At 46.3% G+C, this 26,000-nt stretch carries 29 protein-coding genes, 1 pseudogene and 1 riboswitch; of the genes and pseudogenes, 20 read left to right on the top strand and 10 right to left on the bottom strand.

Translation table 11 applies throughout. The annotated features are described in order from the left end of the window. Positions 1-69: 69 nt before the first annotated feature. The 3 genes from V1501_RS17425 to V1501_RS17415 all read left to right on the top strand — a co-directional run bounded on the left by V1501_RS17425 (position 70) and on the right by V1501_RS17415 (position 2,660). A complete protein-coding gene (locus V1501_RS17425; RefSeq protein WP_409290069.1) occupies positions 70-921 on the top strand; it encodes a hypothetical protein in 852 nt (283 codons plus the stop codon). 193 nt (positions 922-1,114) lie between these two features. Next, positions 1,115-1,315 (top strand): cold-shock protein, encoded by a 201-nt coding sequence (locus V1501_RS17420; RefSeq protein WP_409290068.1) that lies wholly within the window; start codon positions 1,115-1,117, stop codon positions 1,313-1,315. Positions 1,316-1,643: 328 nt separating this feature from the next. Beyond that, positions 1,644-2,660, top strand: coding sequence for an STAS domain-containing protein (locus V1501_RS17415; protein ID WP_409293436.1), 1,017 nt, complete (start codon positions 1,644-1,646; stop codon positions 2,658-2,660). A 45-nt stretch (positions 2,661-2,705) separates the two neighbouring features. On the opposite strand, the gene V1501_RS17410 is transcribed toward V1501_RS17415, so the two are convergent. Next, positions 2,706-2,891 carry a hypothetical protein gene (locus V1501_RS17410; RefSeq protein WP_409290066.1) on the bottom strand — a complete coding sequence of 62 codons (186 nt, stop codon included), beginning with the start codon at positions 2,889-2,891 and terminating at the stop codon, positions 2,706-2,708. Between the two features lie 79 nt (positions 2,892-2,970). Beyond that, positions 2,971-4,140, bottom strand: coding sequence for a MalY/PatB family protein (locus tag V1501_RS17405; protein ID WP_409290064.1), 1,170 nt, complete (start codon positions 4,138-4,140; stop codon positions 2,971-2,973). Between the two features lie 87 nt (positions 4,141-4,227). Here V1501_RS17405 and V1501_RS17400 point away from each other — a divergent pair, with 87 nt between their 5' ends. Further along, on the top strand, positions 4,228-4,488 hold the full coding sequence (locus V1501_RS17400) for a DUF1871 family protein (protein ID WP_409290063.1): 261 nt from the start codon (positions 4,228-4,230) through the stop codon (positions 4,486-4,488). 153 nt (positions 4,489-4,641) lie between these two features. On the opposite strand, the gene V1501_RS17395 is transcribed toward V1501_RS17400, so the two are convergent. Together V1501_RS17395 and V1501_RS17390 are read right to left on the bottom strand one after the other, a co-directional pair. After that, the gene (locus V1501_RS17395; protein WP_409290061.1) at positions 4,642-5,478 is read right to left on the bottom strand and encodes an alpha/beta fold hydrolase; all 837 of its coding nucleotides are present in this window, start codon (positions 5,476-5,478) and stop codon (positions 4,642-4,644) included. 92 nt (positions 5,479-5,570) lie between these two features. Then, on the bottom strand, positions 5,571-5,816 hold the full coding sequence (locus tag V1501_RS17390; RefSeq protein WP_409290059.1) for a small, acid-soluble spore protein, alpha/beta type: 246 nt from the start codon (positions 5,814-5,816) through the stop codon (positions 5,571-5,573). Positions 5,817-5,961: 145 nt separating this feature from the next. Here V1501_RS17390 and V1501_RS17385 point away from each other — a divergent pair, with 145 nt between their 5' ends. Then, positions 5,962-6,231, top strand: a complete 270-nt coding sequence (locus V1501_RS17385) for a transporter suffix domain-containing protein (RefSeq protein WP_409290057.1) — start codon at positions 5,962-5,964, stop codon at positions 6,229-6,231. Between the two features lie 113 nt (positions 6,232-6,344). Here the strand turns inward: V1501_RS17385 and V1501_RS17380 are convergent, their stop codons facing one another. After that, positions 6,345-6,710 (bottom strand): helix-turn-helix domain-containing protein, encoded by a 366-nt coding sequence (locus V1501_RS17380; RefSeq protein WP_409290055.1) that lies wholly within the window; start codon positions 6,708-6,710, stop codon positions 6,345-6,347. Positions 6,711-6,911: 201 nt separating this feature from the next. On the opposite strand from V1501_RS17380, the gene yugI reads away from it, so the two are divergent. Together yugI and V1501_RS17370 are read left to right on the top strand one after the other, a co-directional pair. Then, the gene (gene yugI, locus V1501_RS17375; protein WP_409290053.1) at positions 6,912-7,313 is read left to right on the top strand and encodes a S1 domain-containing post-transcriptional regulator GSP13; all 402 of its coding nucleotides are present in this window, start codon (positions 6,912-6,914) and stop codon (positions 7,311-7,313) included. 331 nt (positions 7,314-7,644) lie between these two features. After that, on the top strand, positions 7,645-8,844 hold the full coding sequence (locus tag V1501_RS17370; RefSeq protein ID WP_409290051.1) for an ornithine--oxo-acid transaminase: 1,200 nt from the start codon (positions 7,645-7,647) through the stop codon (positions 8,842-8,844). 450 nt (positions 8,845-9,294) lie between these two features. On the opposite strand, the gene V1501_RS17365 is transcribed toward V1501_RS17370, so the two are convergent. After that, entirely contained in the window at positions 9,295-9,528 is a 234-nt protein-coding gene (locus tag V1501_RS17365) for a DUF378 domain-containing protein (protein WP_409290049.1), read from the bottom strand. Between the two features lie 215 nt (positions 9,529-9,743). Here V1501_RS17365 and V1501_RS17360 point away from each other — a divergent pair, with 215 nt between their 5' ends. From V1501_RS17360 to V1501_RS17350, 3 genes are all read left to right on the top strand, one after another. Continuing rightward, positions 9,744-10,907 (top strand): iron-containing alcohol dehydrogenase, encoded by a 1,164-nt coding sequence (locus tag V1501_RS17360; RefSeq protein WP_409290047.1) that lies wholly within the window; start codon positions 9,744-9,746, stop codon positions 10,905-10,907. A 168-nt stretch (positions 10,908-11,075) separates the two neighbouring features. Further along, positions 11,076-12,422, top strand: coding sequence for a glucose-6-phosphate isomerase (locus tag V1501_RS17355; protein ID WP_409290045.1), 1,347 nt, complete (start codon positions 11,076-11,078; stop codon positions 12,420-12,422). 116 nt (positions 12,423-12,538) lie between these two features. Continuing rightward, entirely contained in the window at positions 12,539-12,946 is a 408-nt protein-coding gene (locus tag V1501_RS17350; RefSeq protein ID WP_409290043.1) for a YugN-like family protein, read from the top strand. 55 nt (positions 12,947-13,001) lie between these two features. On the opposite strand, the gene V1501_RS17345 is transcribed toward V1501_RS17350, so the two are convergent. After that, on the bottom strand, positions 13,002-13,781 hold the full coding sequence (locus tag V1501_RS17345; RefSeq protein WP_409290041.1) for a potassium channel family protein: 780 nt from the start codon (positions 13,779-13,781) through the stop codon (positions 13,002-13,004). A 144-nt stretch (positions 13,782-13,925) separates the two neighbouring features. Continuing rightward, positions 13,926-14,112: riboswitch (cobalamin riboswitch) on the top strand. A gap of 144 nt (positions 14,113-14,256) precedes the next feature. On the opposite strand from V1501_RS17345, the gene cobO reads away from it, so the two are divergent. Genes cobO through V1501_RS17300 form a run of 9 tightly spaced genes read left to right on the top strand, consistent with a single transcriptional unit; the run spans position 14,257 to position 21,491 of the window. Beyond that, complete coding sequence (gene cobO / locus V1501_RS17340; RefSeq protein ID WP_409290039.1) at positions 14,257-14,826, top strand: cob(I)yrinic acid a,c-diamide adenosyltransferase; 570 nt, start codon at positions 14,257-14,259, stop codon at positions 14,824-14,826. A 22-nt stretch (positions 14,827-14,848) separates the two neighbouring features. After that, complete coding sequence (gene cobT / locus V1501_RS17335; protein ID WP_409290037.1) at positions 14,849-15,904, top strand: nicotinate-nucleotide--dimethylbenzimidazole phosphoribosyltransferase; 1,056 nt, start codon at positions 14,849-14,851, stop codon at positions 15,902-15,904. 21 nt (positions 15,905-15,925) lie between these two features. Continuing rightward, complete coding sequence (locus tag V1501_RS17330; protein ID WP_409290035.1) at positions 15,926-16,903, top strand: ABC transporter substrate-binding protein; 978 nt, start codon at positions 15,926-15,928, stop codon at positions 16,901-16,903. Then, complete coding sequence (locus tag V1501_RS17325) at positions 16,869-17,933, top strand: FecCD family ABC transporter permease (RefSeq protein WP_409290033.1); 1,065 nt, start codon at positions 16,869-16,871, stop codon at positions 17,931-17,933. Before V1501_RS17330 ends, V1501_RS17325 begins: the two co-directional genes overlap by 35 nt. Before the next feature lies 1 nt (position 17,934). Then, positions 17,935-19,221: an ABC transporter ATP-binding protein gene (locus V1501_RS17320; protein WP_409290031.1), complete on the top strand. Its 1,287-nt coding sequence runs from the start codon at positions 17,935-17,937 to the stop codon at positions 19,219-19,221. 11 nt (positions 19,222-19,232) lie between these two features. Then, entirely contained in the window at positions 19,233-19,793 is a 561-nt protein-coding gene (locus tag V1501_RS17315; RefSeq protein ID WP_409290029.1) for a bifunctional adenosylcobinamide kinase/adenosylcobinamide-phosphate guanylyltransferase, read from the top strand. Continuing rightward, a complete protein-coding gene (gene cobS, locus V1501_RS17310; RefSeq protein WP_409290027.1) occupies positions 19,790-20,554 on the top strand; it encodes an adenosylcobinamide-GDP ribazoletransferase in 765 nt (254 codons plus the stop codon). The genes V1501_RS17315 and cobS overlap by 4 nt, the downstream gene beginning before the upstream one ends. Beyond that, entirely contained in the window at positions 20,506-21,117 is a 612-nt protein-coding gene (locus V1501_RS17305) for a histidine phosphatase family protein (RefSeq protein WP_409290025.1), read from the top strand. The genes cobS and V1501_RS17305 overlap by 49 nt, the downstream gene beginning before the upstream one ends. Then, complete coding sequence (locus tag V1501_RS17300; RefSeq protein WP_409290023.1) at positions 21,069-21,491, top strand: bifunctional adenosylcobinamide kinase/adenosylcobinamide-phosphate guanylyltransferase; 423 nt, start codon at positions 21,069-21,071, stop codon at positions 21,489-21,491. The genes V1501_RS17305 and V1501_RS17300 overlap by 49 nt, the downstream gene beginning before the upstream one ends. Positions 21,492-21,666: 175 nt before the next feature. Here V1501_RS17300 and V1501_RS17295 read toward each other — a convergent pair. Continuing rightward, positions 21,667-21,771 (bottom strand): annotated as a pseudogene (locus V1501_RS17295) (hypothetical protein); the annotation flags it as partial. A gap of 334 nt (positions 21,772-22,105) precedes the next feature. On the opposite strand from V1501_RS17295, the gene V1501_RS17290 reads away from it, so the two are divergent. Further along, positions 22,106-22,540 (top strand): SRPBCC family protein, encoded by a 435-nt coding sequence (locus V1501_RS17290; RefSeq protein WP_409290022.1) that lies wholly within the window; start codon positions 22,106-22,108, stop codon positions 22,538-22,540. A 475-nt stretch (positions 22,541-23,015) separates the two neighbouring features. Here V1501_RS17290 and V1501_RS17285 read toward each other — a convergent pair whose 3' ends face one another. Together V1501_RS17285 and V1501_RS17280 are read right to left on the bottom strand one after the other, a co-directional pair. Beyond that, positions 23,016-24,503 (bottom strand): aldehyde dehydrogenase family protein, encoded by a 1,488-nt coding sequence (locus V1501_RS17285; RefSeq protein ID WP_409290020.1) that lies wholly within the window; start codon positions 24,501-24,503, stop codon positions 23,016-23,018. A gap of 174 nt (positions 24,504-24,677) precedes the next feature. After that, entirely contained in the window at positions 24,678-25,961 is a 1,284-nt protein-coding gene (locus tag V1501_RS17280; RefSeq protein ID WP_409290018.1) for a glycosyl hydrolase family 18 protein, read from the bottom strand. Positions 25,962-26,000: the final 39 nt, after the last annotated feature.

Below are 26,000 nucleotides of genomic sequence, written 5' to 3'. Positions count from 1 at the left end.
TGCGGTGCCAAATCCGGCATGGTTTTTTCCGTCCTTCAGGCTTCAACTGATATGGAGGGGCAAGGAATAATGACAAGATTAATAATAGTGGAAGGACTTCCCGGATCAGGGAAATCAACCATTTCAAAAATGATATATGATATATTGACAGAATCAGGACGGGAAGCAGTGCTGTTTCAGGAGGGGAATCTCGATCATCCGGCCGATCATGAGGGTGTGGCGATGCTCACGACGGATTTATATAAGAAGCTGCTGCGGGATCCAGTGAACGCTGTATGGCTGGACAGCGGCTTCATCATGGAAGATGAGAAACATGTACTAGTTCCCTATCGGAAGCTTCAGGAAAAATACGGAGCAGACTTGCCAGAAGGACTGCTGACGGTGCTTGCCGGAAGTGACGTATATGAACAGCCATTTGAAATCAATCGTGATCTCATAATATCGAAGTGGAAACAATTTGCGGCACAGGCGCAAGAAGAGGAGACCATCTATGTCTTCGAATGCTGTTTTATTCAAAATCCGGTAACGGTCGGCATGGTCAAATATGGATTGAATAAAGAGGCAGTCGCCGATTATATCCTTGGGCTGGCTGAAGCGGCTTCATGCCTAGACCCGCTGCTGATTTATATCGAACAGGATGATTATAGTTCTTCCTTCAAGAGGGCAGTGGATGAGCGGCCGAGGGAGTGGGCTGAAGAATTTACTGCCTATTACACACATCAGGGCTACGGCAAAAGGATGAACCTTGCGGGTCTGGAAGGGGCCGAGGCTGTGCTGAAAGCAAGGGGAGAGATGGAGCTTGAGATTCTCCGTTCATTGCCTATCGATAAAGTAATGCTGAATAACTCCCGCTATGACCAGAAGCTTGCCAGGAGCAGGCTTATTGAAATGATTTCCCCTTTTTGTCAGGGAATAAAATAATGCTTATATTATCATAGAAAGCGCTATCAAATTTGCTGAGTGAAACTTGATATTAACTTAAAATTCTGTTACTATTAAATAGAATTATTTTTGTTCGGTGTACAAAGGATTGTAAGTACTAAACTTTTCGTCTTGGTTCACCTGGAGCAAGGATAGTAATTTAGGTGTTTTTCACACTAGGAGGCCGCAAAAAATGGAACAAGGTAAAGTAAAATGGTTTAATGCAGAAAAAGGTTTTGGTTTTATCGAGCGTGAAGGTGGAGATGATGTATTCGTACATTTCTCAGCAATCCAGGGCGAAGGTTTCAAGACTCTTGAAGAGGGCCAGGACGTAACTTTCGACGTAGAACAAGGAAGCCGCGGACCACAAGCGTCTAACGTTCAAAAAGCATAATAGCCGACCATTCCAAAACAGACTCCGCGATGGAGTCTGTTTTTTTAACTTTAGTAGATCCTTATTATTTTCCTGAGGATAGACTATAGTCCTAAGCCTTTTAACTGGAAATGTTTCTTTCATTTGAATTATTATAAAATAGCATTGTTTTTTATGAATAGCCCTAAACAGTGTCACCCTGTTTCCAGCGGTTCTCAGCTGGATTAGAATGGGAGATGCTGACGCCTATATATCGGCCGTCTGCAGTGCAGCGGCTATCACAGGAGTATATGAAGCATACAGCGGATATAATATACTCTATACACATGCAAAAGGGAGAGTAGTATCAATGAATAAAGAAACTTCCATTGACGTAGGGGGGCTGTCTTTCCAGTGGAATCTGGAGAAGGGTCAATTCTTATATGAAGGCGAAGATGCAGTCCTATTCTGGATTTCGTCAGCCATGAAGACCCTTTTTGATTCAATTGAGGAAATTTCCGGGCTCGAGTCAGCCAGTCTGGTGCTGGAAACAACAGGTTTTCGGCAGGGTATGGTAGTAGGAGATTATTTCAGGAATTTAAATCTTGGGATCCAGGATGTGGCCGGTGTGATTCCCAACACATATGGTTCAGCCGGCTGGGGAGAAATTATCATCAACCAAATAAATGAAGCGGAAAAGACCCTTACTGTCCAGTTAAGAAACAGCTGGGAATTCAAAATTAACAAAGCCCAGGGAAAGACCAAAGCTGGCAGCTTCATGCCTGCCCACTATGCCGGTATCTTCACCGGGCTGTTTGGCACCAACATCTGGTATGAAGTGAAAGAGAGCCAGATAGAAGGCCATGATTTTGATATAGTTGAATATTTCCCTTCCGATGTCACGGTGGCTAACAATATCCACCTTTTGGCAAGAAGGAAGGAAACCGAACAAATTCAGATGCTCGAGGCAGTGGTAAAGGACAAAACACGGGAGCTTCAAGGCCTTGTTAAAGAGCTTTCGTCCCCAATCATACCTGTCCTTGAAGGAGTTGTGGTGGTGCCGCTCCTTGGCAAATATGACGAAGCCCGTTCAACTGACCTGATTGAAAAGACATTGAATAATCTGCCGCAGCATAAGGCAAACTACCTAATCCTTGACTTAACGGGGCTGGATAAGGACTTGAGTGATTTTACCGCTCATTTTATCCATAAGCTGGGTTCGGCAGCCAACTTAATCGGAATGAAGACCATACTGGTAGGAATTTCTCCGGAGTTATCCATGATTATCTCAAGCCTGAGGATTGAATTAAGCCAGTATGACTGCTTTCAGACTCTGCAGCATGCCATTTATTATGCACTGGCCCAGTCCGGAAGGAAAATTATTTGAAATAGAAAAAGGCGGCTGCATGATGCACCGCCTCTTTCCTTTGCTTTATACAACATAAAATCCAATACCGAGCAGCAGGACTAGGGCAAGGATTACATACATCCAGGTAAGCCGGGATAAATTCCCGCTTGTGGCCCCGCTGTAATTTTCATCGCTTTTCCCTCCCAGCAGCAAGGTGCCGACCAGGGAAAATACACAAATAATAATGACCAATATAATTGCAAGCTTCATATAAATGCCTCCATGCTTCTATTTTACAATAAAAAGTCTGGAAGGCTGGACGACTTTTTTGAAAAAAAGTGGCGGAAATTCATACAAGAGCAGATTTCAGGCGCTGCAGGCCTTCCTCAAGCAGCGGGCGCGGGCAGCCAATATTCATCCGCAAGAATCCTTCTCCCCCAGGACCAAACTTTGTCCCGGGATCTAGCGCAAGCTTACCTTTTTCAATCAAACGCTGCTGAATCAGCTGATCTGAAGCTCCAAGGCTCCGTGCATCGATCCATAACAGAAAGGAAGCATCCGGCCTCATACAGGTGAGGCCCGGTATTTCATGCTCGATAAAGGAAATGGCCCTGTCTGTATTTTCCTTTATGTAATCTAAAATGGCGTCCAGCCAAGGGGCTCCATCTCTATATGCCGCTTCCATTGCTGTCAGTGCAAGAGCATTCAAACCATCAAAACCCCGGCGCTCCTGGATGGAAGAAAACCCCCGACGCAGTGCTTCATTTTCTGCTATCACCACAGATGCCTGCAGTCCGGCAATGTTAAAAGTCTTGCTCGGCGCCATGGCCGTAATCGTGATACTCGATATTTCAGGACTTACACCAGCAAGCGGTATATGCTTTTGCCGGCCGAGGGACAGGTCTGCATGAATCTCATCCGAAATGATTTTCACCTCATACTCCCTGCAAAGATTGCCGATCTTCTCCAATTCTTCCCTCGTCCATATTCTACCGCCCGGGTTATGCGGACTGCAGAAAAGGAACAGCTTGACACCTGATTTCAAATGTTCTTCAAAATCGTCAAAATCAATATAATAACTGCCGTTATCCAAAACCAGCTGATTATTGGCAAGCTTCCGGCCGTTTTTCACCACCACATTGAAGAACGGCGCATACACAGGAGACTGTACCAAAACAGTGTCCCCGGGTTCTGTATAGGCCTCGATGGCTATCTGCAGGGCAGAAACCACACCTGCACTAAACTGGATCCACGGCTTTTCAATCTCCCAATCATGGGTTTTCCTCATCCAGCCTGTGATGGCATTGTATAAAGAGGCCTGAGGAGAAGTATAGCCAAAGATACCATGCTTCACTCTCTCCTCAAGCGCATCAATCACCACCTGAGGGGAAGTGAAATCCATGTCTGCCACCCACATTGGCAGAAGCTCGCGGGCACCGAACCTTTCCTCCGCTAAATCCCACTTTAGACAGGATGTATTTGTTCTCTGAATTACCTCATCAAGTGTACTATTTGGCAAAAGTACCACCTCATTTTTAATTTTAATACTTATGATACTATAGAATGGACGTATAAATCATCTAATTTACAAAATGGAGTGAATATTTTGTTAAATGATAAAGAAGCAATCAGTCTGGATCAATGGCTCTATGAATGGGATCCGCTGAATATTGGTGCTGATTCCTATGTAACCGAAAAAGCAGAAATTCTGGGCGTATTATATATTACAGACAATCTCAGCACCATAGCCGCAAAAATAAAAGAAATACTGGAATTCTCATTTGATGAATCGCCGGGTGCTGAGCTATGCATGAATGCTGCCCGCATACTTGTCCAGTTAAAGAACAATCAATCTTGCGAACTGTAGGCGACTTAAGATGGGCGTTATCACACCATCGTCCCGGCTGTCAAATGAGCAGGGCGAAGTGAAAAGGCCTGAGTCCTTCATTTGGACTCAGGCCTTGTTAGCCTACCTGATAAAACTTACCGCAGCTGGTTTGTTTCAGCCAGCCTTTGAAAATTATCCCAAAAACTCCTGGATTGCCGAGTATACCTTTTCCGGCTCTTCCTCGGGCAGGAGGTGTCCGGCGTCCTTGAAGATCGTCAGTGTGGAGCAGGGCAGATCCTCGTGAAGTTTTCTGCCGACGTCCGCCGGCACTACCCGGTCATGCTCACCCCAGAGGAGGAGGCAGGGAATGTGTATGTTCTGAAGGTCCCTAGAATCCAAATCACCCTCCCGGTCACGGATCATTTTCGTGAGCCCTTTAAAAATCATATCGTCGAGAAAAGGTTCCATATACCCGTCGACCATCTCCTGGTCTATTAGCGCGTGATTATAAACGACATTTTGCAGGTTTTTTTCAATACCGGATTTGGCCAGCCATCTTTTGACATACAGGTGGAAAAACGGCAGCCTGCTGGAAAGAACCAGGGCCCGTCCGGATTTTTTTAAATAGCCTGAGCTGCATATAAGGATGGCTTTCGAGACAAGGTGCGGCGCCTGTTTCATCACATAAAGACAAATCTGTCCTCCCATGGAATGACCCGATAATATAACCCTGTTTAAATTAAGGTGCTCCAATAATTCAATGATGGCACATGCATGATTTTCATGTGAGTAAATATAAGAGCTGCTTTTGCCGCTCTTGCCGAATGGGGGCAGGTCTATTGTGACAATGCTATATTGTTCCGCAAGATAAGGAATCAATTTGCGGAAGCTAAAAGCGGATGATAAAAACCCATGGATAAGAACGATCGTTTCCGTTGAAGCAGAATTCTTATAATGTTCATAGTAGAGACCATTGGCAAATAACTCTTTGTTGAAGGTATAATCGGTGGTTCCCTGAATTTTCACCATTCCACAGCCCCTCCTTTTTTAGGTAGTTTACCCACAATTAAGAATTTAAAGGTTCGCGGGAAGAAAAAGAACCTGCAGATGCAGATTCCTGGTTATTTTTTCAGGTTTTCCTGCGCCAAACGTACCAATTCCTTAACCATGCCTCCTCCAAGGATGCCTCCGGTTCTGCCAGCCTGACGGGAAGTCAAACCGCCGTTATAGCCTTCCTTCAGGGGGATGCCTGCCTCGCGTGCTGCCTCAAATTTTGCATCTTCAGGTTTAATGGTGCCTGCCACCCTGGCCTTTAGCCGGTCAAGTCCTTCTCTGGCTCCTGGTATCAGTATTTTTCTTCTCGACATTGAAATCACCTCCTCCAGTGTGGAGGATTCCCTAAAGGGGCGCCTTTATGCGTGAAGAATCAATTGGAAATTGATAATAATTGTGATCCCCGGTTTCTCTGGTTACAATGAAGTAAATCATATTTAAACGAAACGGAGATGGCTCATGGCTTCTGATCGAAAATCAACCCTAAAGCTGGGAATCATCCTTCTGGTAATGTCTACCGTGCTCTGGCTCGTTCCTCTCCTTGTTCCTTTTCTTGAGCTGAGCGGGAAAGGAAAGGTGGTCCTGACGGCTCTTTTGCTGATTGCAGCGGAAATCTTATTTTGGGCGGGCGTATTTTTTGCAGGAAAAGAAGCTGCCCAAAAGTTCAGGGGCAGGCTGAATCCGAAGAAATGGTTCAAGGGTAAAAAAGAAAAAGATAAAGACTTATAATGCCCTGACAAAAAAAGAGGACAAAACAGTATCTGTTTTGTCCTAAATAAAAAGGGGGGGAATACTAGAAAGCTAGAAAGCCTTGTCATCAGTATGGTCCAGAATTTTCTTTTTTAAACATAATTCCGCGCATCGCCTCCATTTTTTTCTTCGAGGATCCGGTTCATGTCTTCTTCACTCCATTCCGTGACTTTCCTTAAAATCCATACAGCCTTCTGCCGGCCAATCTGATTTACGAGCTGTTCGATCTCCGCTTCCAGTCCTGCGGCCTTTGAAGATTTCCCGGATATGGCCAAGTCCCGGGCAGGAACCTCCAGTACAGCAGCAAGATGGAGCAGCGTCCCGATATCGGGGATTTTTTCGCCTGTTTCAAACTTGTCTAAAATGTGGGTGCCTACATGGATTTTTAGAGCCAGTTCCTGCTGTGTCAAATTTCGTTTTTCCCTAAGTCTTTTGATGATATAACCGAGCTCTGTCATGGGTTTTTCCTCCAGCTGCCTTTTATCCATATCTTACTGCAGCAGGCCGGAATAGTTGAATGTCCATAGAAAAAAAGATGCTGTGCCAGTGCCTTTCTCGATAAGTTTTTAAAGCTTTCTTTGATTAAAGGCCGAGCTTGTGTTATAATTTACAATTGCGTATATAAACATGAAAAATTTAATGAATATAGGAGTGTTCTCATGTCTGAAAAATATGAAGTAGGTTCTGTAGTAACAGGAAAAGTAACAGGAATTCAATCTTATGGTGCGTTTGTCGCATTAGACGATTCAACACAGGGTCTCGTGCATATTTCTGAAATTACACACGGTTATGTGAAGGATGTCAACGAGCATCTTAAAGTAGGCGATGAAGTACAGGTTAAAGTATTATCTATCGATGAAGCAGCTGGCAAAATCGGCCTTTCAATCCGTGCGACAGAGGAAGCTCCAGAGCGTCCGCAGGCACAGCCAAAACGTGCACCAAAGAAACGCCAGGCTACTGTCAAATCAACAACTGAAAGCACTGAAGGCTTCAACACATTGAAAGACAAGCTGCAAGAGTGGATTGATCAGTCTCAGCGCGAAGATTTAATCAAAAAATAATAGATTCAGTAAAAAGCGGATATGACCAAAAAACATATCTGCTTTTTTTTGTGGAAAAAGGGAGGAGCTGCATGTATCATGAGGCATCCTGGAAATGGGTTATCTTTTACCGGGATTCCGCTGGGCCTTGCTCCTAGTTTTGCTCCTAACCATGCATAGTCTGCGGATAGGAGACTCTCGTAAATTTTTATTATTCTTATATAATGAATGAGTTTTTCGTATAAACATTCAATTTCATGAATACGGGGGAAAGCGCTTTAATTTTTGGGGTTTGAATATGCCACTTCTCCATGTACAATAGAAGGGAAACAGTGGATGGGAGGAAAATAAGATGACTTTAAAATCAAAATCAAACCACCTGATTGAGCAGACTGAGAGGTTCGGTGCTCCTAACTATCACCCTCTTCCAATCGTGATTGCAGAAGCAGAGGGTGTCTGGGTGAAAGACCCTGAAGGCAATAAATATATGGATATGCTTAGTGCTTATTCCGCTGTGAACCAGGGACACCGCCATCCAAAGATTATCCAGGCCCTCAAAGACCAGGCGGACCGGGTAACACTGACGTCCCGGGCCTTCCATAATGATCAGCTTGGCCCATGGTATGAGAAAATCTGCGGCCTTACCAATAAAGATATGGCACTTCCGATGAACACAGGGGCTGAAGCTGTCGAGACGGCCATCAAGGCGGCAAGGCGCTGGGCTTATGATGTAAAGGGAGTACAGGACAATAAGGCGGAAATCATAGCCTGTCTTGGCAATTTCCATGGCAGGACGATGACGGCGGTTTCTTTATCTTCTGAGGAAGAATATAAGCGCGGCTTCGGTCCGATGCTCCCAGGCATCAAATTGGTACCGTACGGTGATCTGAACGCCTTAAAGGCCGCTGTCACCCCGAATACAGCCGCATTCCTGATTGAACCAATCCAGGGTGAAGCAGGCATCATCATTCCAGAAGAAGGCTTTTTAAAGGCGGCTAAAGAATTATGCCAGGAAAATAATGTCTTGTTCATAGCGGATGAAATTCAAGCCGGGCTGGCCCGTTCAGGCAAAATGTTTGCCTGTGAATGGGAGGAAGTCGAGCCAGACATGTATATCTTAGGCAAGGCGCTCGGAGGCGGCGTATTCCCCATCTCATGTGTAGCTGCCAATAAAGACATCCTTGGCGTTTTCAATCCCGGTTCACACGGATCGACATTTGGAGGGAATCCGATGGCCTGTGCAGTGTCCATCGCATCCCTTGATGTACTGGTGGATGAGAAACTGGCCGAGCGCTCAAATGAACTTGGCGAATATTTCAAATCCGAATTAAAAACGATAAATAATCCGGTCATCAAAGAGGTCCGCGGCCGCGGCTTATTTATCGGTGTAGAACTTACAGAGCCTGCCCGTAAATACTGCGAACAGCTGAAGGAAGAAGGACTGCTCTGCAAAGAGACTCACGACACCGTTATCCGTTTTGCTCCGCCTCTCGTCATCTCAAAAGAAGATCTGGACTGGGCTATTGAACGTATCAAAAAAGTTTTAGCTTAATGAAATAAATATTTATACAATCAGAAGGCCGCTTTTTAGAGCGGTCTTTTTTCATACCAGCTAAAAAAGTATTTAGTTGAGAAGCAGTATAGGTATAGTGGTTGAGAAGGATCGCCGGCCGGTCCATGACGATTGTCAGGAGGGAGAAGGAAGGGGAATGAGATTTCAGGAGTCCTGGAAAAACAAAGCGAGTCTGCCGCTGTTTAACATGGCATTCAGCGGATAAACTGGGTGAGGATGGATAAGCCTTGCCCTGTGCATAAACGATGACTGGGTTTTTCGGTTCACTCAATCTCCATTCCAATAGCGGCCCTCTATAAATGGAGCGCAGTCACTCTCCAATCACACAAGGGTTCACTATTAGCAGGCGCAGCAAAGCCCGTGAAAAAAAGTATATCGTTTTTCTCCACGGGCTTATTTCCAGGACTTTTAAAAAAGCCCATCCTTATGCTACCGGGTCGGATCAGGTTGTCCAGCCGCGGAAGTTTCACGGTCACGGACAAATAGCAGGCCGATATTCACTAAACCGGCAATCCCCACAAGTCCGTAAATAATTCTTGCTAATGCTGAATCCTGGCCGCCAAAAATTGCGGCAACAAGGTCAAATTGAAAAAAACCGACCAGGCCCCAGTTTACAGCTCCAATAATGGTAAGAACTAGAGCAATACGCTGAATTGCACTCATGCAAATCCTCCTTTTTTGATGGTTCATCTATAGATTGCATAAGCTGAGAAAAAAATATGCAGGATCAATTCCAATCCTGGAAAAATGGACAGGGAATTGAGGCAGGAGACAGGACTCAGTTCCAGGACAAAAGAGCATTTTTGCAATTGTAATCTTTTTCTTTGATATTGTAAGGCCAATTTTGCATAATAAGAAGCGAAGGAGGCAGATGAGACATGATTAATTTTGCTTTTAAAAACCCAGTTAAATTAATATTTGGTAAAGACCAGCTGGAACAGCTGAAAAATGAAATCCCTCAATATGGAAAAAAGGTTCTGCTTGTGTATGGCGGCGGAAGCATAAAGAGAAGCGGTTTATATGATAAAGTAGTAAATTATTTAAAGGAAATCGATGTGGAGGTTTCCGAACTTTCCGGTGTCGAGCCAAATCCTAGATTATCGACTGTCCGAAAAGGCGTTGAAATTTGTAAACAGGAAGGAATTGACTTCCTGCTTGCGGTTGGCGGCGGTTCTGTCATCGACTGCACAAAGGCTATTGCAGCCGGTGCAAAATATGATGGAGATGCCTGGGATATTGTCATTAAAAAGGCAGAAGTAAAGGCAGCGCTTCCTTTTGGAACGGTCCTTACCCTTGCGGCAACCGGGTCTGAAATGAATGCAGGATCGGTTATCACAAATTGGGAGACACAGGAGAAGTATGGCTGGGGCAGCCCCCTGACATTCCCTCAGTTCTCCATCCTTGAACCTGAGAATACATTCACAGTGCCAAAGGATCAGACCATTTATGGAATTGTGGATATGATGAGCCATACCCTGGAAACGTATTTCCATCAAGGCACAAACACTGAGCTTCAGGACAGAATGTGTGAATCTCTGCTGAAGACTGTGATGGAAACTGCACCAAAACTGCTTGATAACCTGGAGAGCTATGAGTACAGAGAGACCATCCTATATTCAGGCACGATTGCCCTGAATGGCATGCTTTCCATGGGTATTCGCGGTGACTGGGCGACTCATAATTTAGAGCATGCGGTTTCAGCGGTATATGATATTCCTCATGCCGGTGGACTGGCTATCATTTTCCCTAACTGGATGCGCCATGTGATGAATGAAAATCTTGGCCGGTTCAAGCAGCTGGCAGTCAGAGTCCTTGAAGTTGATCCGGAAGGCAAAAGCGATGAAGAGATTGCCCTTGAGGGAATCGAAAAGCTGAGCAGCTTCTGGAGCAGCCTTGGAGCACCGTCTAAGCTTGCAGATTATGATATCGATGATTCAAAAATAGATGTGATGGCCGACAAAGCCATGGCTAACGGAGAGTTTGGAAACTTCAAAAAGCTGAATAAAGAGGACGTGCTCGCGATCTATAGAGCTGCCCTTTAAAGTGGAGTGCACCCTGCATGCCGGGGTGCGCTTTTTCATTTATCTGTCCATGCCGCCCCTTCATAAAAATAAATAGGATTGGGTACGCTTACATTGGAGGCTGCGGCTTGAAATAGGCGTGAGCTTTCAGGTAAAGTGAAAAAGTAATCTAATATATGGAGGAACACAATGACACATGTACGTTTCGATTATTCCAAAGCATTATCATTCTTTGGCGAACACGAATTAACATACTTAAAGGATGCAGTACGCACTGCACATAACTCCCTTCATGAAGGAACAGGGGCAGGCAGCGATTTTCTGGGCTGGGTAGACCTGCCGGTGAATTATGATAAAGAAGAGTTTTCAAGGATCCAAAACGCAGCAGATAAAATCAAGTCAGATTCTGACGTTCTTTTGGTCATCGGGATAGGCGGATCTTATCTTGGTGCGCGTGCAGCGATCGAAATGCTGCAGCACAGCTTTTACAATGCACTCCCTAAAGAAAAGCGCGGCACACCACAGGTATTGTTTGTCGGCAATAACATCAGCTCTACATATATGACGGACTTGATGGACATGCTTGATGGCAGGGATTTTTCAATCAATGTCATCTCAAAATCTGGCACGACAACTGAGCCGGCCCTTGCATTCCGGATCTTCCGCAAGCTGCTTGAGGAAAGATACGGTGCAGAAGAAGCAAAAGGCCGCATCTACGCGACAACAGATAAAGAGCGCGGGGCGCTGAAAACATTGGCAAGTGAAGAGGGATATGAATCATTCGTGATTCCCGATGATGTGGGCGGCCGCTATTCAGTGCTGACGGCTGTCGGTCTGCTGCCTATCGCGGTAAGCGGTGCTGATATCGATGCGATGATGAAAGGTGCAGCACAGGCACGTGAGGACTTTGCAGGCGATGATATCGAACAGAATGCCAGCTATCAATACGCAGCAGTGCGGAACGTTTTATACAATAAAGGGAAAACGATTGAAATGCTGATCAACTATGAACCTGGTCTTCAGTACTTATCTGAATGGTGGAAGCAGCTCTTTGGTGAGAGTGAGGGCAAGGACCAGAAAGGGATTTACCCATCATCAGCCAACTTCTCCACTGATCTTCACTCTCTTGGTCAATATGTACAGGAAGGCCGCAGAGACTTGTTCGAAACGGTTATTAAAGTGGAAAAACCGCGCCATGAGCTATCGATTGAAAGCGAAGAAAATGACCTGGACGGCTTGAATTATCTTGCCGGGGAAACCGTAGACTTTGTTAACAACAAAGCATTCCAGGGAACGCTCCTTGCGCATACTGACGGCGGGGTGCCCAACCTGATTGTTACCATCCCGGCCATGGATGCATATACATTTGGATATCTTGTGTACTTCTTTGAAAAGGCATGTGCAATCAGCGGCTATCTGCTGGGAGTGAATCCATTCGACCAGCCGGGCGTCGAGGCATACAAGGTGAACATGTTTGCCCTGCTTGGCAAACCAGGCTTCGAAGATAAAAAAGCAGAACTTGAAAAGAGATTATAAGAAAACGGCTCCGGCCGTTTTTTTTTTTTGGGGACAGTCCCCATTTCCCGGATTATTTCCCAATGTAATTCCCTCGTTTCCCGGATAAGCTAAGAAAAACAGAGAGGGTGGGACAAATGATTGAGATTCCTTCACAGCTTGAGGGGCATACGTTTTCATTATATGACCTGGAGCAGACCTTAAAGCCAAGGGGCTACAGCATCAGCGGCAGCTGGGATTACGACCATGCGTATTTTGATTATAAAATCGACAGCCGTAACGGCTACCAGTTTTTAAGGGTCCCTTTCCGTGCGGTGGAGGGGGGGCTGGATACGAGGGGGGCGGCCGTTATGCTCGGGAGGCCGTTCCTGCTCAGCCATCAATATAAAAAGGGCCCCGATGACCACGCGGGGATTGGCAACTTTTCAGCTTCGTTTAATCAATTCCAGGAGCCGGCCGAAAAGGACGCGGAATTTCCAGACCGGTATGTAGAGCTCGGGAAATCACTCGTAAAAGAGCTTGAGTCCATATTACTTCCAGCCTGACCAGCCTGCAGGAATGCTGAAAAGAACGGCCGCCAAATAGCGGGAGCCCTGGAATTTATTCTTCTGGATTTAATCCGGCCAGTGACTGTTCCATGACGTCACTGATGACTGCATTAGAGCGGAGGAGCGTATCAGCCCCCGCTCTTTTTGCATTTTCCATCTGTTCCTCTGTCAATATTTCCGCAATGCAGCGGACTCCGGGATTCACCCCTTTGACAGCAAGCAGACACATGATGGTAAAGGCGTCACATTGAAATTCATCCTTCGATATGCCGGCGGTAATCAAAACGGATGCCGCATCTTTTATATTGGCGCGCACAAGGACACGGTCATGGCTGCCATTGCCATGGATAAAGTGAATAGAGCGATCCCTGAATGGATTCAGCTCCAGCGTCTCATCTACGAGGACAATCGGTATGCTGCTGCCAGACTGTTTGAGCTTTAAGATAGTCTGCCGGGACCGTTCATTCCAGCCGATGATAACCGTATGACCCTGATGGTGATATTCTTTCCGTCCGGCAAGGTAATTGGATTGGGCAGTCACCGCTGCAGCTGACAGTGTAGTGATATATGTCGTGAACAGGCCAATTCCCGTGACAATCAGCACCATTCCCAAAAGCCTGCCCGGAACGGTTACCGGGGCATAATCGCCATACCCGACTGTAGAAGCAGTGACAAGCGCCCACCAAATTCCCTCAAGAATCGATGGGAAGGATGCCGGTTCAAGGAAATGGATGGCTGTACCAAAGACAAAGGAAATTAATAGAGCAATGGAAGCAAGCGCCAGAATCCTTTTGGGCCTGGCTGAACCTCCTCCGGTATTGGGGCTGATCATTGGCCGTCCTCCTTTCTTTCAAGCTGATTCTTTTTAAATAGTATAGACCATTTCCTGCCTCCGATAATCAGAGTAAGGCATTTAGAAAGAAGATGGCTTTATGCCTTTCCAAATTTCGACTTTTCCGATAGAATAGTAACGAACTGAATAATCTTTTTTAAAAGTGCCCTGTTGACAGGGATAATAGGGAAATCGGTGAAAATCCGATGCAGCCCCCGCTACTGTAAGCGTTGATGAAAGAACTGCAGTGCAGCCACTGGCTTAATCGCTGGGAAGGCCGCAGTTCAATGAACGTGAAGCCAGGAGACCTGCTTTTAAAAAGTGCAGTACTTATACTTCGGTGGGAAGAATAAGTCAAGAGAGATGCTATTCGCATGCTAAGCCCTTGACTTTATATGTCCAGGGCTTTTTTCTTTCGGCGATTTTAATCCGTTAAAGCTTTCTGCTTTCTTTTTGACTGTAGAACCCACCGAAAATGGGAAAAGGGGGATTCACACTGGAATACAAAGAAAATACAAAAGGCCGTATCCTGATTTACACGGGAGATGGAAAGGGAAAGACGACTGCTGCCATAGGAGTCGCAGTAAGAGCGCTTGGCAGGGGTATGAAAGTGGCCATGCTTCAGTTCATCAAGTCGCCCGGAAGGAATTACGGCGAACAGAACAGTCTTGAAAAGCTCGGGGCGCATGTGCAGCAGCTTGGGGAAGGGTTCACGTGGACCAAGACTCCTGAAATACACCGCAAAGCCCTGGAGGGAGCATGGGAAACTGCAAAAGAAACAATAAACAGCGGAAAATACGACTTACTCATCCTGGATGAATTAAATAATGCATTAGCCATAGATTCATTTCCCGTAGATGATGTCCTGCCTTTGCAGGAGGTAGTGTCTGTCCTGAAGGCTAAACCGGAGAAGCTCCATGTGATTGTAACAGGGAGAAGTGCAAGACAGGAGTTGAAGGATATAGCAGACCTGGTGTCAGTAGTGGAAGCAGAGAAGCACTACTACGATGAAGGAGTCAAGGCTATATACGGCATAGAATACTGATAAACAGGCCAGGGGGATAAAGATGAAGAATAAAGCAGAAGCGGTCATCAATTCGATCACCCCGCTTTCCAAGAAACACGGCAGGGAGCAGCTCGAACATTTGAATTCCCTGACAAAGCCTCCCGGCAGCCTGGGGGAACTAGAAGAAGCCGTAATCCAGCTGGCAGCCATCAAAGGTGAAGTCAACCCTGGCATTGAGTCTCCGGGCATCGTTATTTTTGCAGCGGATCATGGTATCTGCGCAGAAGGCGTATCCGCCTATCCCCAGGAAGTTACTGGCCAGATGGTGCTGAATTTTCTACAGGGAGGAGCGGCTGTAAACGTATTTGCCGGCCGCATAGGCGCAATGCTCGAAGTGGTTGATGTCGGGGTGGTCCAGGACATTAAAAATGAAAGGCTGAGAAGGAGGAAAATTGCCAGAGGCACAAATAATTTCTTCGCCGAAGATGCGATGTCAAGGGATCAGGCATTTGAATCCATTCTTGCTGGCATGGAGTCCGCCCGTGAGCTTTTGGACAGAGGAGCTGGTCTCCTGATTCCAGGTGAAATGGGAATCGGGAATACGACATCAAGCACTGCCATTGTATCAGTAGTGACCGGAGAGCCGGTCGAGCTGACAGCCGGTCTGGGAACGGGCATTGAAGGCAGCAGGCTGTTACATAAAAAAAGAATCATTGAGGAGGCGCTGCTCAGGCGGAAGCCTGACAAAAATGATCCTGCAGGCATACTGGCAGCAGTCGGGGGCTTTGAGATTGGTGCCATGACGGGAGCCATGCTGTATGCTGCATCCAGAAAGGTGCCCATCCTGCTAGATGGCTTTATCTGTACGGCAGCAGCACTGATTGCGGCGGGATTTAACAGGCATGCATCCGATTATATGATTGCCGGCCATCAGTCTGCTGAGCCCGGCCATGGGCTTGCGCTTCGTTATCTGGGGAAGAAACCTCTGTTAAGCCTCGGTATGAGGCTTGGAGAAGGCAGCGGTGCCGCACTTGCCTATCCGCTACTTGCTGCGGCTGTTGATATGGCCAAGAACATGGCTACCTTTGAAGGGGCCGGAGTATCAAATAAACATTAATCAAAACATTGGAGGATCTTCATGAAAACACATATAACCAGGCATTTCAGCCTGCTGTCCATTCTTTTTATACTTACAGCTGCCCTGCTTGGCGGCTGCGGCTCCACAGCAGAGCCTAAAAAAGAAGAAAATAAATCCAGTCAGAACAAAAATGAAAAAGCTTTCCCAATTACAGTGACAGATGATGAAGGCGAAAAGGTAACGATAGAAAAAAAGCCTGAAAAAATCGTCTCCCTGATTCCAAGCACAACGGAAATAGCTTTTTCCCTCGGTCTCGGGGACAAAATCGCTGGTGTATCCGACTTTGATAATTATCCAAAGGAGACAGCAGAGAAAGAAAAGGTAGGATCACAGGAGATTAATGTTGAAAAAGTACTGTCCCTGCAGCCGGATCTTGCACTGCTTGATGATTATCATTTCAAAAATCACAAAGATGTGATCCAAAAGTTCAAGGATGCCGGCATTACTGTATTGATCATTAACAGCAGTAAAAGTACATTTAACCAGGTTTACGATTCTATAAAGCTTATGGGCAGAGCCACAGGCACCCATGAAGAAGCAGATAAAGTCATTCAGGATATGAAGAAACGGATAGCTGATGTTAAGGAAAAAGCAAAATCCGTCAAAGATAAAAAGCGTGTATGGGTGGAAGTTGCTCCCCAGCCGGAAATTTATACCACGGGCAAGGGCACTTTCATGCAGGAAATGCTGGATACGATCGGAGCTGTTAATGTGGCTGAATCACAGACTGGCTGGGTGAAGGTCAATGAAGAAGAGGCGGTTAAATATAACCCCGATGTCATCATTACTACCTATGGCTACTATGTGAAGAATCCGGATAAGCAGGTCTTAAATAGAAAAGGCTGGGCCGAAGTGCCGGCAGTCAAAAATAAACAAGTCTTTGATGTAAACAGCGATACTGTTACCCGCCCTGGGCCGCGGCTGGCTGAGGGAGTTGAACTCCTTGGAAAAGCAATCTATCCAGATATTTTCAAATAAGCGCGCTGCTTTTCTATACCTATTTGCGCTTGTATTCGTTGTCTTCTCGATTATATTGGCAGTTTTTGCAGGAACGGTTTCCATAACCGTTCCTGATATTTTAAAAATTATTACAAAGCATATTACGGGTATGGATGTATATGCTGGGCCAAAAAGCACAGAAATGATTATCTGGGAAATCCGTTTTTCCAGGGTAATGCTTGCATTTCTGGTTGGCGCGGCCCTTTCTCTTGCCGGCGCCGCATTTCAGGGCCTCCTCCGGAATCCGCTGGCAGATCCATATACGATCGGTGTATCATCAGGAGCCTCTCTCGGTGCGGTCCTGGCCATCTTTTTTCAGATTAACATTATTTGGCTCCATGGGTTCACACTTCCTGTTTTTGCCATTGCCGGCGGATTTTTAACACTCGGGCTGGTCTTTTGGATTACAAGGCTCGCGAGCAGTTCACTGGCCAATGAAACAATCATCCTCGCCGGGATCATTCTTACTTCTTTCACAGGAGCGCTTGTGTCACTGCTTATGGCCATATCCCCACAGGAAGATGTAAGGCAGATTCTTTACTGGCTTATGGGAAGCGTGTCCATGCGGGGCTGGGATCATGTAAAGCTGATCATGCCGTTTTTCATAATAGGTGCTGCCCTTTTGCTGATGAATACACGTGAATTGAATGGCCTGGTTCTGGGTGAGCAGGCTGCCAGGTTTTCGGGAATAGACGTCCGAAGGAAAAAAAGGCTGATTTTGGTGGCAGCATCAACGCTGACAGGAAGCGCAGTTGCCGTTTCGGGCGCAGTGGGCTTTGTCGGGCTTGTCATTCCTCATCTGGTAAGGCTGATAGCCGGCTCCAGTCATAAGCATGTACTGCCGCTATCATTGGTTATTGGAGGAGGATATCTGGTTCTGGCCGATTTAATCTCAAGGATAGCCATCTCACCGAGAGAACTGCCGATAGGCGTTGTGACCGCCCTGGTCGGTGCACCCATTTTTACAATGCTGATGATTAAAGAAAGAATGAGAAGAAGGGGAATATAACATGCTTCAAGTCCAGAATCTTACAGGTGGATATGGAAAAAGAGCTCCGGCTGTACGCGATGTCACCTTCAACGTGAAGAGAGGCAGCTTTTATGCCTTGCTGGGGCCGAATGGCAGCGGCAAAACGACTCTGGTAAGACTGCTGATGGGAATCCTGCCGGCTGAAGCCGGGGAGGTATATCTAGATGGCAAGAGCATGAATCATTATAGTCCAAAAGAACTGGCCAGGAAGGTAAGCGTCCTGAGCCAGGAAAACCAGATCGGACTTGACTTTACGGTGGAAGAGATTGTTGCGCTGGGACGGTATCCCTATCAGGAAAGCCGTTTTTTCCAGGAAGAAACAGAGGAAGACAAGAAGGCAGTAGAGGAAGCCATGAGGCTCACCCATGTAGACCAGTTCCGAAGGCAATCGTTCCATGCATTGAGCGGGGGGGAAAAGCAGCGGGTCATGCTGGCGAAAGCTCTGGCACAGGAACCGGAATTAATTATCCTGGATGAGCCGACTAACCATCTGGATCTAAAGCACAGCCTGGAAATTCTGGATCTCCTGAGGCTTCTCCAGAATGAGAAGGATTTAACGGTGCTTGCGATTCTGCATGATCTAAACATTGCTTCTATATTCGCAGACGGCTACGGTTTGATGAAAAGCGGGAACATGGTACGCACAGGCAGCCGCTTACACCCGGAAGACGAAGCATTGTTCAGCGATGTGTATGATACACCGATCAAGCTTCTGCCCCATCCCGAACTTTCCGGAACTCAGGTTGTCTATATGCCCCGGCCGTTTTCTGCACCAGAGGAAAAACCGCTTTCGCCGTTTTTGGTCTCGGAGGAGAAAGGCTCTTTTACACTCCATCTCGGTTCCTCCTTCAGGACGCTTACGGCTGGGAGTGGCGGAAAGGGCCTGGGGTGGTGTTCAGGCCTTAGATATAGCCGGTGTCCAGCGGAAGAGCCTCAGGAGTATTTTATTCTTGCTGGTCAAAGTATGGAGGGTCTTGAATATAAAGAAATTGTTTTGATGGGGGTTCCATGCATATTTGGGACTGCCAGATCTGATGCGGGATGCAATATTTTCCTGTTTGTCCATCTGCCATTGAGTGATCTGGATCTGATTCATCTGGCCATGCAGCTTGCAGGGATGCGATTATCCGCGGATCCCGGTCATGATTCTGGCTCGGTTGTCATAGGGGCTGATAAAAATGCCGCTGATCAATATGAATCAAGGGATCTGTTCATAACAGAGCTGTGCGGATGGCTCAAAACAGGAACAATGACTCTTTCCAATTAAGGAGGAAAGCGGTGCTAACGTTTATTTCGGGAGGGGCACGATCGGGTAAAAGCTCTCTGGCTGAACATCTCGCAATGGAGAATTATAATAGAGTGAAACAGCTTTACCCATTCGCCCGTCTTGTTTATCTCGCAACAGCAAAGAAAAGTGACTTTGCCCATGAAGACCGCATCAAAAGGCATCAGCTGCAGAGAGGAAATGACTGGCTGACTTTTGAAGAGCCGTACAATTTAGCAGACGTGCTCGCCAGTGTTCCAAATCACTCCACGATCCTGCTGGACTGCCTGACCGTGTGGGCAGCAAACATCATGTATGGGCTGGGTGACAGCCTGGCAGAAGCGGAACAAAAGCTCAGTCAATTTCTGCAGACAGCTATCAAAAAGGAATGCTCTTTATATATGGTTTCAAATGATGTGAACGAAGGACTCCCTTCCAGTACGGATGGAGTACAAAAATATATATATAACCTGGAATCCCTTCACCGGCTCGTGATAAAGAACGCAGATGATGTGATTCAAGCCGCGGCCGGCATTCCTGTTATATGGAAAAAGCAGGGGAAGGTGCTGATATGAAGTCTGTCATGCATGGATTAGGCCTTGCTTTTCAATTCCTCACCAGAATCCCGGTACATATGCAATGTGAGATAAACCCGAAGACAATCAAATGGGCTCTCAGGTTTTTCGGAGCTGCCGGGATGGTGCTCGGATTAATGCTGGCCGGCGTCCTTGCCCTTTTCCAAAGCGGGCTGCCGCCCATTATTATGACTTTATTGCTGGTGACTGTACCTATCCTGTATACAGGCGGACTCCACCTGGATGGTTTGATGGATCTCGCAGATGCTGCAGGATCTAACCAGCCTATGGAAAAAAAGCGGGAAATCCTGAAGGATCCGCGTACCGGCAGTTTTGGTGTCATTTCCTGCCTGATGCTTCTCGCCTGGAAAGCAGGTCTTCTGTATACATTAACTATACAACCTTCCGGGCAGTTGTTTATCATCCTTGCCTTTGTTCCGATTTTGGCACGTCTGCAGGCTCTCTGGCTTCTTTTTTTCTTCGAACCGTTTAAGCGGGAGGGACTGGCCTATTTCTGGAGGCAAAACCTTGCATCTTCCGATATCCTCATTTCCCTTATTTGGACACTGCCGTTTATATTATTGGATTGGAAAGTCCTGCTGCTGACCGCCCTGCAGTTTCTGGCAACTTATTTATACGGCAGATGGGCAGTGCGAACCTTAGGCGGCATTAATGGAGATGTGGTAGGTGCTTCAATTGAGGGGGCTGAGCTATGGAATCTCGCCGCAGTTTCCGCATACTTCTTATACGCCACGGTGTGACCGTCTGGAATAAGGAGAAGAGGTACCTTGGACATACAGATATTCCGCTATGTGAGGCGGCACGGAGAGAGTTGAATCCGAAAACCGGGTTTTGGAGTACTGCACCCATTTTCTCAAGCGGCCTGCAGCGCTGCCTGATGACCGCCGGGCTGTTATGGCCCCAATCCCCGATTACAATAGATGAGAGATTGAGAGAAATGGACTTTGGGAGCTGGGACGGCCTTACCTATGAAGACTTGAAAGAAGATCCCTCCTACATAAGCTGGCTTTCAGACTGGATGAATAACCATCCGCCTTCAGGGGAAACAGGAGTCAGCTTTCGAGCAAGGGTGAATGATTTCATGAAAGATCTGCTGAAGGATGAAGCGGGGCACTGTGCAGCCATTGTTACTCACGGCGGTGTCATCAGGAGTATTATATCTGACCTCGTGCCGGAAAAAGAATTTTTTGAAATCCCTATTCCCTATGGTGGAGGGTATGAGTTGAACCTTGAGAAAAGAGGGGGGCAATGGCAGTGCAGCTCGTTATTGGAGGTGCCTATTCAGGCAAAAGAAAATTCCTAAGAAGCACAGGGTTAGAATTTAACTTGGTTTCTGCTTATATGGGCCAGTCCATGGAGGATGCCCTGAATTATCCTGGCAGCCAAGGCTCTCTGGCAGTGGAAGGATTCGAAGTCTGGATAAAGAAACAGCTGTTGAGCAATGAAAGAAACATCCGCCAAGAATTCATTCAATATTACCAATCACTCATCAAGCTTGAAAGGGAGAGGGGAATCACTGTATTCCTTTTAATGATTGAGATGGGGAGAGGGATCGTTCCGGTGGACAGCATGGATCGTAAATGGAGAGACTATGCCGGCTGGGTCCAGCAGGATGCAGCCAAAGTTTCCGAGGCAGTCTATTATGTTTGGCATGGGCTGCCGCAGAGAATTAAATAACAAGGCTTTATCTAAAAGATGATGCAAAATCTTTACGAAAACAGCCAATAAAAAAAGGAAACGGCTTTATAAAGAAAGCCGTTTTTATATAGGTTGGATATGGGTAAATTCTCCTATCCCTTATACGTTATATAGTAAATAGACAAATTGTTATGTCCCTTCCCGGTACTGATTTTCTCATGGAACCCGAAATATCTAGGACAAGCCCGACCCTTGCTCTTACTCCATGTAACTTCTTCGTTTCAAGATCCAATTTTACTTTCTCTAAATGAAAGGGCATTCATCTCCTGGCCCCTTTCCCGGCAGAGATGGCATGGTTTAGAATAAAGGATTTTACTGTGAATTAGTAGAATAGATATTCTATTACTATAGTTTAATAATAAGTATTCCAATAGTAAGAGAAAAGAATAAAGCTGTCCTAGGCTTTCTAATCCTCTGAATGGCACTCCAAAAGATTATAGTGAAAAACCCAAAACAACGAAGATAAACAAAATAATTATTGACGGTTTAAATCCAATTCTCTCCATACTCTCACTCCCTGAATTAATTATAAGAGGGAGGATTTGGAAAAAACTTAAACTTGAATTTTCTTACAAAAGAGAGGAATGATACATATGAAGAATGTTACCAAGTTTAAAATCTTAAAGCCAACTAATGAAGTATTTGAAGCATTTGTAGATCCCCAAAAAATCGGAAACTTTTGGTTTTCATCAAGTTCTGAAAGATGGGAACAAGGTAAAATCATTACGGTTAAATATGAGGAATACAATGCACAGCTTGATATAAAAGTTTTAGAAATCGAGAAAAATAGGAAAATTGTTTACGAATGGGGGGCAATTGGAGAAGGAAATATTGTAACCATTTTGCTGGAAGAACTGGACAATTCCAGTACAATTATCGAAGTAATAGAAGAGGGCTTTAAAGATAATGATGAAGAATTGATTAGTCAGTTGTTAGATAATAAAGAAGGCTGGGTATTTATGTTGTCTTGCTTAAAAGGGTATTTGGAATTAGGTGTTACCCAGTTAAGAGGCGGGTTAGTGAAGTAGCATATGAACGAATTCGAAAAAGCACATTTAGTCAAATGTTCTTTCTTTAGCTCATCAGAAGATATTTTAATACACGACGGACAGCACAAGGAAAGCTTAGTCAGCCTTGCCTCGTACGAAGAAAAAGCATAGCCTTTTTTGTGGAAATGCCGTTTTGTTCCTTATAAGCAAATCTATGGCTTTCGCCAAAAGGGCTTGGTGAATGCCAAGTTTTTGTGAGATTTTTTACACAATAATAATGACCTTTCCCTGTGCATGGCTTTTTTAACTGTTCTCAAGGGAACAGTTTTTTCATTTGACTCGATTTTGCTTTATGCGGATTATAAAAGCTATAAGCTCCACACCACATAGGCACGGCCGCTAAAATCGTCCTCGATGCAAACGCAGAAGAAGCTCAGAGCCATATGGCCCTGAGCTTCTTCTACGTTTTGTACCAATGCATGTTTAGGCAGCAGCTCTTTTTAAGTGCTTCCTGTTATTGCTTAAGGTTTACCCAGACACTCTTAACTTCCGTATAATTGTCGAGCGCATATGATCCCATCTCGCGCCCCATTCCGGACTGCTTGTAGCCTCCGAATGGAGAAGCAGCATCAAAGGCGTTATAACAGTTTACCCAGACAGTTCCTGCTCTGAGCCTGCCAGCCACATAATGCGCCTTGGCGATATCCTGTGTCCATAAACCTGCGGCCAGTCCATATTCACTGTCATTGGCACGTGTTATCACTTCATCCAGGTCTTCGTATGGCATGGCCGCAATAACAGGTCCGAAAATCTCTTCCCTGGCTATCGTCATATCATCGTTGACATTGGCAAAAATCGTAGGGGAGACGAAGTAGCCATCCTCATAAGGCCTGCTTCCGCCGACAAGGACTTCTGCACCTTCATTCCTCCCTTTTTCAATATACCCAAGCACTCTGTTGTGCTGCTCTTCCGATACAAGCGGGCCAATCTGTGTGCTTGGATCAAGTCCGGCGCCCTGCTTGATCTTCTTTGCATGAAGGGTCATGTCGGCCACCACATTATCGTAATGCTTTTTCTGAATGAACACCCTCGATCCCGCACAGCAGACCTGTCCCTGATTGAACATTACTCCGTTCAGTGCGCCCGGCACGGCCCTTGACAGGTCTGCATCAGGCAGAATGATGTTAGGCGATTTACCCCCGAGCTCAAGGGTGACCCGTTTCAGGGTGCCCGCAGCCGACTTCATGATGATTTTCCCGACTTCAGTGGATCCAGTGAAGGCAATCTTATCGACTAGCGGATGGTTTACAAGCGCCTGTCCGGCCGTTTCACCGAAGCCCGGTACAATGTTAACCACACCTTCCGGGAAGCCTGCCTCTTCAAACAGTTCTGCCAGGTAAAGGGCGGAAAGCGGAGTCTGCTCGGCAGGTTTCAGGACAACTGTACAGCCGGTAGCAAGGGCGGCACCGAGTTTCCACATGGCCATTAGCAGCGGGAAGTTCCAAGGAATGATCTGTCCGACTACACCCACTGCCTCATGTTTTGTATAGTTGAAATAAGGTCCGCTTACCGGGATGGTCTGGCCGACAATCTTGGTCGCCCAGCCCGCATAGTAGCGCATATGCTCAATGGCCAGGGGAACATCGGCATTTTTTGTTTCCTGGATAGGCTTCCCGTTATCCAGTGTTTCAAGCTGGGCAAGTTCTTCTTTATTTTCTTCCATCAAATCCGCTAATTTATACATCAGGCGGCTGCGGGCTGCAGCACTCATCCTGGACCATGGACCGTTATCGAATGCCTGGCGTGCCGCCTTGACGGCCCGGTCGATATCTTCTTCAGAGCCTTCGTAAACTGTGGCAAGCACTTCGCCTGTGGCCGGGTTAGGAGTAGTGAAAGTCTTTTGGTCTGCACTTTCAACAAATTCACCATTCACATAAAACTTTTTGGTGCCCTGCAAAAATGAACTCAGCTTTTCACTAATTTCCAATGTAACATTTGACATTTTGAAATTCCTCCTTTGAAATGGCTGGTTTTATGTAGAATCATGTAAGCGGTTTCATAACTAGTATAATATTAAAAACTAAAAATTTCAAAAAATATGAAAATAAGTTTTCGACAGCAGAAACTGCCAAGAAACAACAAAAGCTGTGCCTGTCAGGCACAGCCGGTACTTCCATCATCTTTTTCTCACATTAAAATTATCCTGAATCAGCAGCCAGTTCTGGGGAAAGGAGAGACCCAGTTTCCAATAGCTCACCCCTCTTATATTGAGCTCTTTCACCAAATCAAATTTGGCCTGGATGGAACGGGCGTCCTCAAACCACACTTCATGCTGCTTTCCATCATTGTCTGTATAGGTATAAAAAGGCGCCTGATCCCTTGTATCGTATTGGATTTCCACGTTATACCTGGAGGCTGTCAGGATTGCGGCCTGGGGGCTTACTGCCCTGGCCGTGGAACCCTGTACAAAGGGGAGGGTCCAGTCATATCCATATAGATTCTGTCCCATCATGATCTTCTGGGCGGGAATTTCAGTAAGTGCATATTCAAGGACTCTCCGGACGGGCCGGATTGGGGAAACCGGCTGAGCAGGTCCGCCTGAATATCCCCATTCGTAGGTCATAATCACGACAAAGTCGACAATTTCACCGTGCGCCCTATAATCATGGGCTTCATACCATCTGCCCTGCTGTGTGGCGCTTGTTTTTGGTGCAAGAGCCGTGGAGAGCAGCCACCCTTCTCTGGCAAACCGTGCTTTTGCCTTCCGGAGGAAACGGTTGTAAGCCTCTCTATCTTGAGGCCGCAGAAATTCAAAGTCAAAGTGAATATCACGGAATTCGCTGCGCTTTGCCTCTGCTACAATATTGTCCAGGAAGCGGTCCTGAATGGCCATGTCGTTCAGAAGGATGCGGCCCAGTTCATCATTGAACTGGCCTTCCTCCTGATTGGTAATGACCATCATCAGCACGTTTTTATTTTCCCTGGCTATGGCAGGGAAATTATCCAAGGGCGGAGCCTGCAGGCTGCCGTCCCGCTTAGCCTGATAGCTGAAAGGTGCCAGATAGGTCAGGTAGGGACCGTTCCTCCTGGCATCATTGACCAGCGGTTCAGCAACAGGAGTGCCGCGGGGCTCTACATATGCATTAAACTCTGCCGTCCGCTTCGGCCCTGGGGGTATGTACAGCCTGAAACCGGGGGAAAGGGACTGGGAGACAGATATGCCATTGACGGAAGCCAGCTCAGCGGGTGTTGTATTGAACCTTCTTGAAATGGACCACAGGCTGTCACCCGGCTGGACAAAATAATAGCGGCCGGTGATCGGAATGACAAGCGCCTGGCCGACGACTAAATCATTTGGATTAGGGACTTCGTTGGCGGTACGAATCTGTTCAGCCGTAATTCCGTATACGCCGGCAATGGAAGACAGGCTTTCATTTCTTTTGACAACGTGAATCTGCATGTTGTCCCTCCTTATATGGATGCTATAACATACTTATGC

The organism is Paraperibacillus esterisolvens, assembly GCF_046237625.1.
Classification (GTDB): domain Bacteria; phylum Bacillota; class Bacilli; order Bacillales; family DSM-1321; genus Paraperibacillus; species Paraperibacillus esterisolvens.
The sequence above is the reverse complement of the archived record's forward strand: the minus strand, read 5'-3'. Positions and strand labels throughout refer to the sequence as shown.

What these genes read in the sequence shown, in the direction of transcription:
- V1501_RS17365 (WP_409290049.1), bottom strand. Translation starts at nt 9,528, where the DNA reads ATGAGTGCAATTCAGCGTATTGCTCTAGTTCTTACCATTATTGGAGCT.
- V1501_RS17280 (WP_409290018.1), bottom strand. Translation starts at nt 25,961, where the DNA reads ATGCAGATTCACGTTGTCAAAAGAAATGAAAGCCTGTCTTCCATTGCC.
- V1501_RS17370 (WP_409290051.1), top strand. Translation starts at nt 7,645, where the DNA reads ATGACTTTAAAATCAAAATCAAACCACCTGATTGAGCAGACTGAGAGG.
- cobO (WP_409290039.1), top strand. Translation starts at nt 14,257, where the DNA reads ATGGGAAAAGGGGGATTCACACTGGAATACAAAGAAAATACAAAAGGC.
- cobT (WP_409290037.1), top strand. Translation starts at nt 14,849, where the DNA reads ATGAAGAATAAAGCAGAAGCGGTCATCAATTCGATCACCCCGCTTTCC.
- V1501_RS17380 (WP_409290055.1), bottom strand. Translation starts at nt 6,710, where the DNA reads ATGACAGAGCTCGGTTATATCATCAAAAGACTTAGGGAAAAACGAAAT.
- V1501_RS17360 (WP_409290047.1), top strand. Translation starts at nt 9,744, where the DNA reads ATGATTAATTTTGCTTTTAAAAACCCAGTTAAATTAATATTTGGTAAA.
- V1501_RS17355 (WP_409290045.1), top strand. Translation starts at nt 11,076, where the DNA reads ATGACACATGTACGTTTCGATTATTCCAAAGCATTATCATTCTTTGGC.
- V1501_RS17390 (WP_409290059.1), bottom strand. Translation starts at nt 5,816, where the DNA reads ATGTCGAGAAGAAAAATACTGATACCAGGAGCCAGAGAAGGACTTGAC.
- V1501_RS17285 (WP_409290020.1), bottom strand. Translation starts at nt 24,503, where the DNA reads ATGTCAAATGTTACATTGGAAATTAGTGAAAAGCTGAGTTCATTTTTG.
- V1501_RS17420 (WP_409290068.1), top strand. Translation starts at nt 1,115, where the DNA reads ATGGAACAAGGTAAAGTAAAATGGTTTAATGCAGAAAAAGGTTTTGGT.
- V1501_RS17345 (WP_409290041.1), bottom strand. Translation starts at nt 13,781, where the DNA reads ATGATCAGCCCCAATACCGGAGGAGGTTCAGCCAGGCCCAAAAGGATT.
- V1501_RS17305 (WP_409290025.1), top strand. Translation starts at nt 20,506, where the DNA reads ATGGAATCTCGCCGCAGTTTCCGCATACTTCTTATACGCCACGGTGTG.
- V1501_RS17290 (WP_409290022.1), top strand. Translation starts at nt 22,106, where the DNA reads ATGAAGAATGTTACCAAGTTTAAAATCTTAAAGCCAACTAATGAAGTA.
- V1501_RS17385 (WP_409290057.1), top strand. Translation starts at nt 5,962, where the DNA reads ATGGCTTCTGATCGAAAATCAACCCTAAAGCTGGGAATCATCCTTCTG.
- yugI (WP_409290053.1), top strand. Translation starts at nt 6,912, where the DNA reads ATGTCTGAAAAATATGAAGTAGGTTCTGTAGTAACAGGAAAAGTAACA.
- V1501_RS17350 (WP_409290043.1), top strand. Translation starts at nt 12,539, where the DNA reads ATGATTGAGATTCCTTCACAGCTTGAGGGGCATACGTTTTCATTATAT.
- V1501_RS17410 (WP_409290066.1), bottom strand. Translation starts at nt 2,891, where the DNA reads ATGAAGCTTGCAATTATATTGGTCATTATTATTTGTGTATTTTCCCTG.
- V1501_RS17330 (WP_409290035.1), top strand. Translation starts at nt 15,926, where the DNA reads ATGAAAACACATATAACCAGGCATTTCAGCCTGCTGTCCATTCTTTTT.
- V1501_RS17425 (WP_409290069.1), top strand. Translation starts at nt 70, where the DNA reads ATGACAAGATTAATAATAGTGGAAGGACTTCCCGGATCAGGGAAATCA.
- V1501_RS17415 (WP_409293436.1), top strand. Translation starts at nt 1,644, where the DNA reads ATGAATAAAGAAACTTCCATTGACGTAGGGGGGCTGTCTTTCCAGTGG.
- V1501_RS17320 (WP_409290031.1), top strand. Translation starts at nt 17,935, where the DNA reads ATGCTTCAAGTCCAGAATCTTACAGGTGGATATGGAAAAAGAGCTCCG.
- cobS (WP_409290027.1), top strand. Translation starts at nt 19,790, where the DNA reads ATGAAGTCTGTCATGCATGGATTAGGCCTTGCTTTTCAATTCCTCACC.
- V1501_RS17395 (WP_409290061.1), bottom strand. Translation starts at nt 5,478, where the DNA reads ATGGTGAAAATTCAGGGAACCACCGATTATACCTTCAACAAAGAGTTA.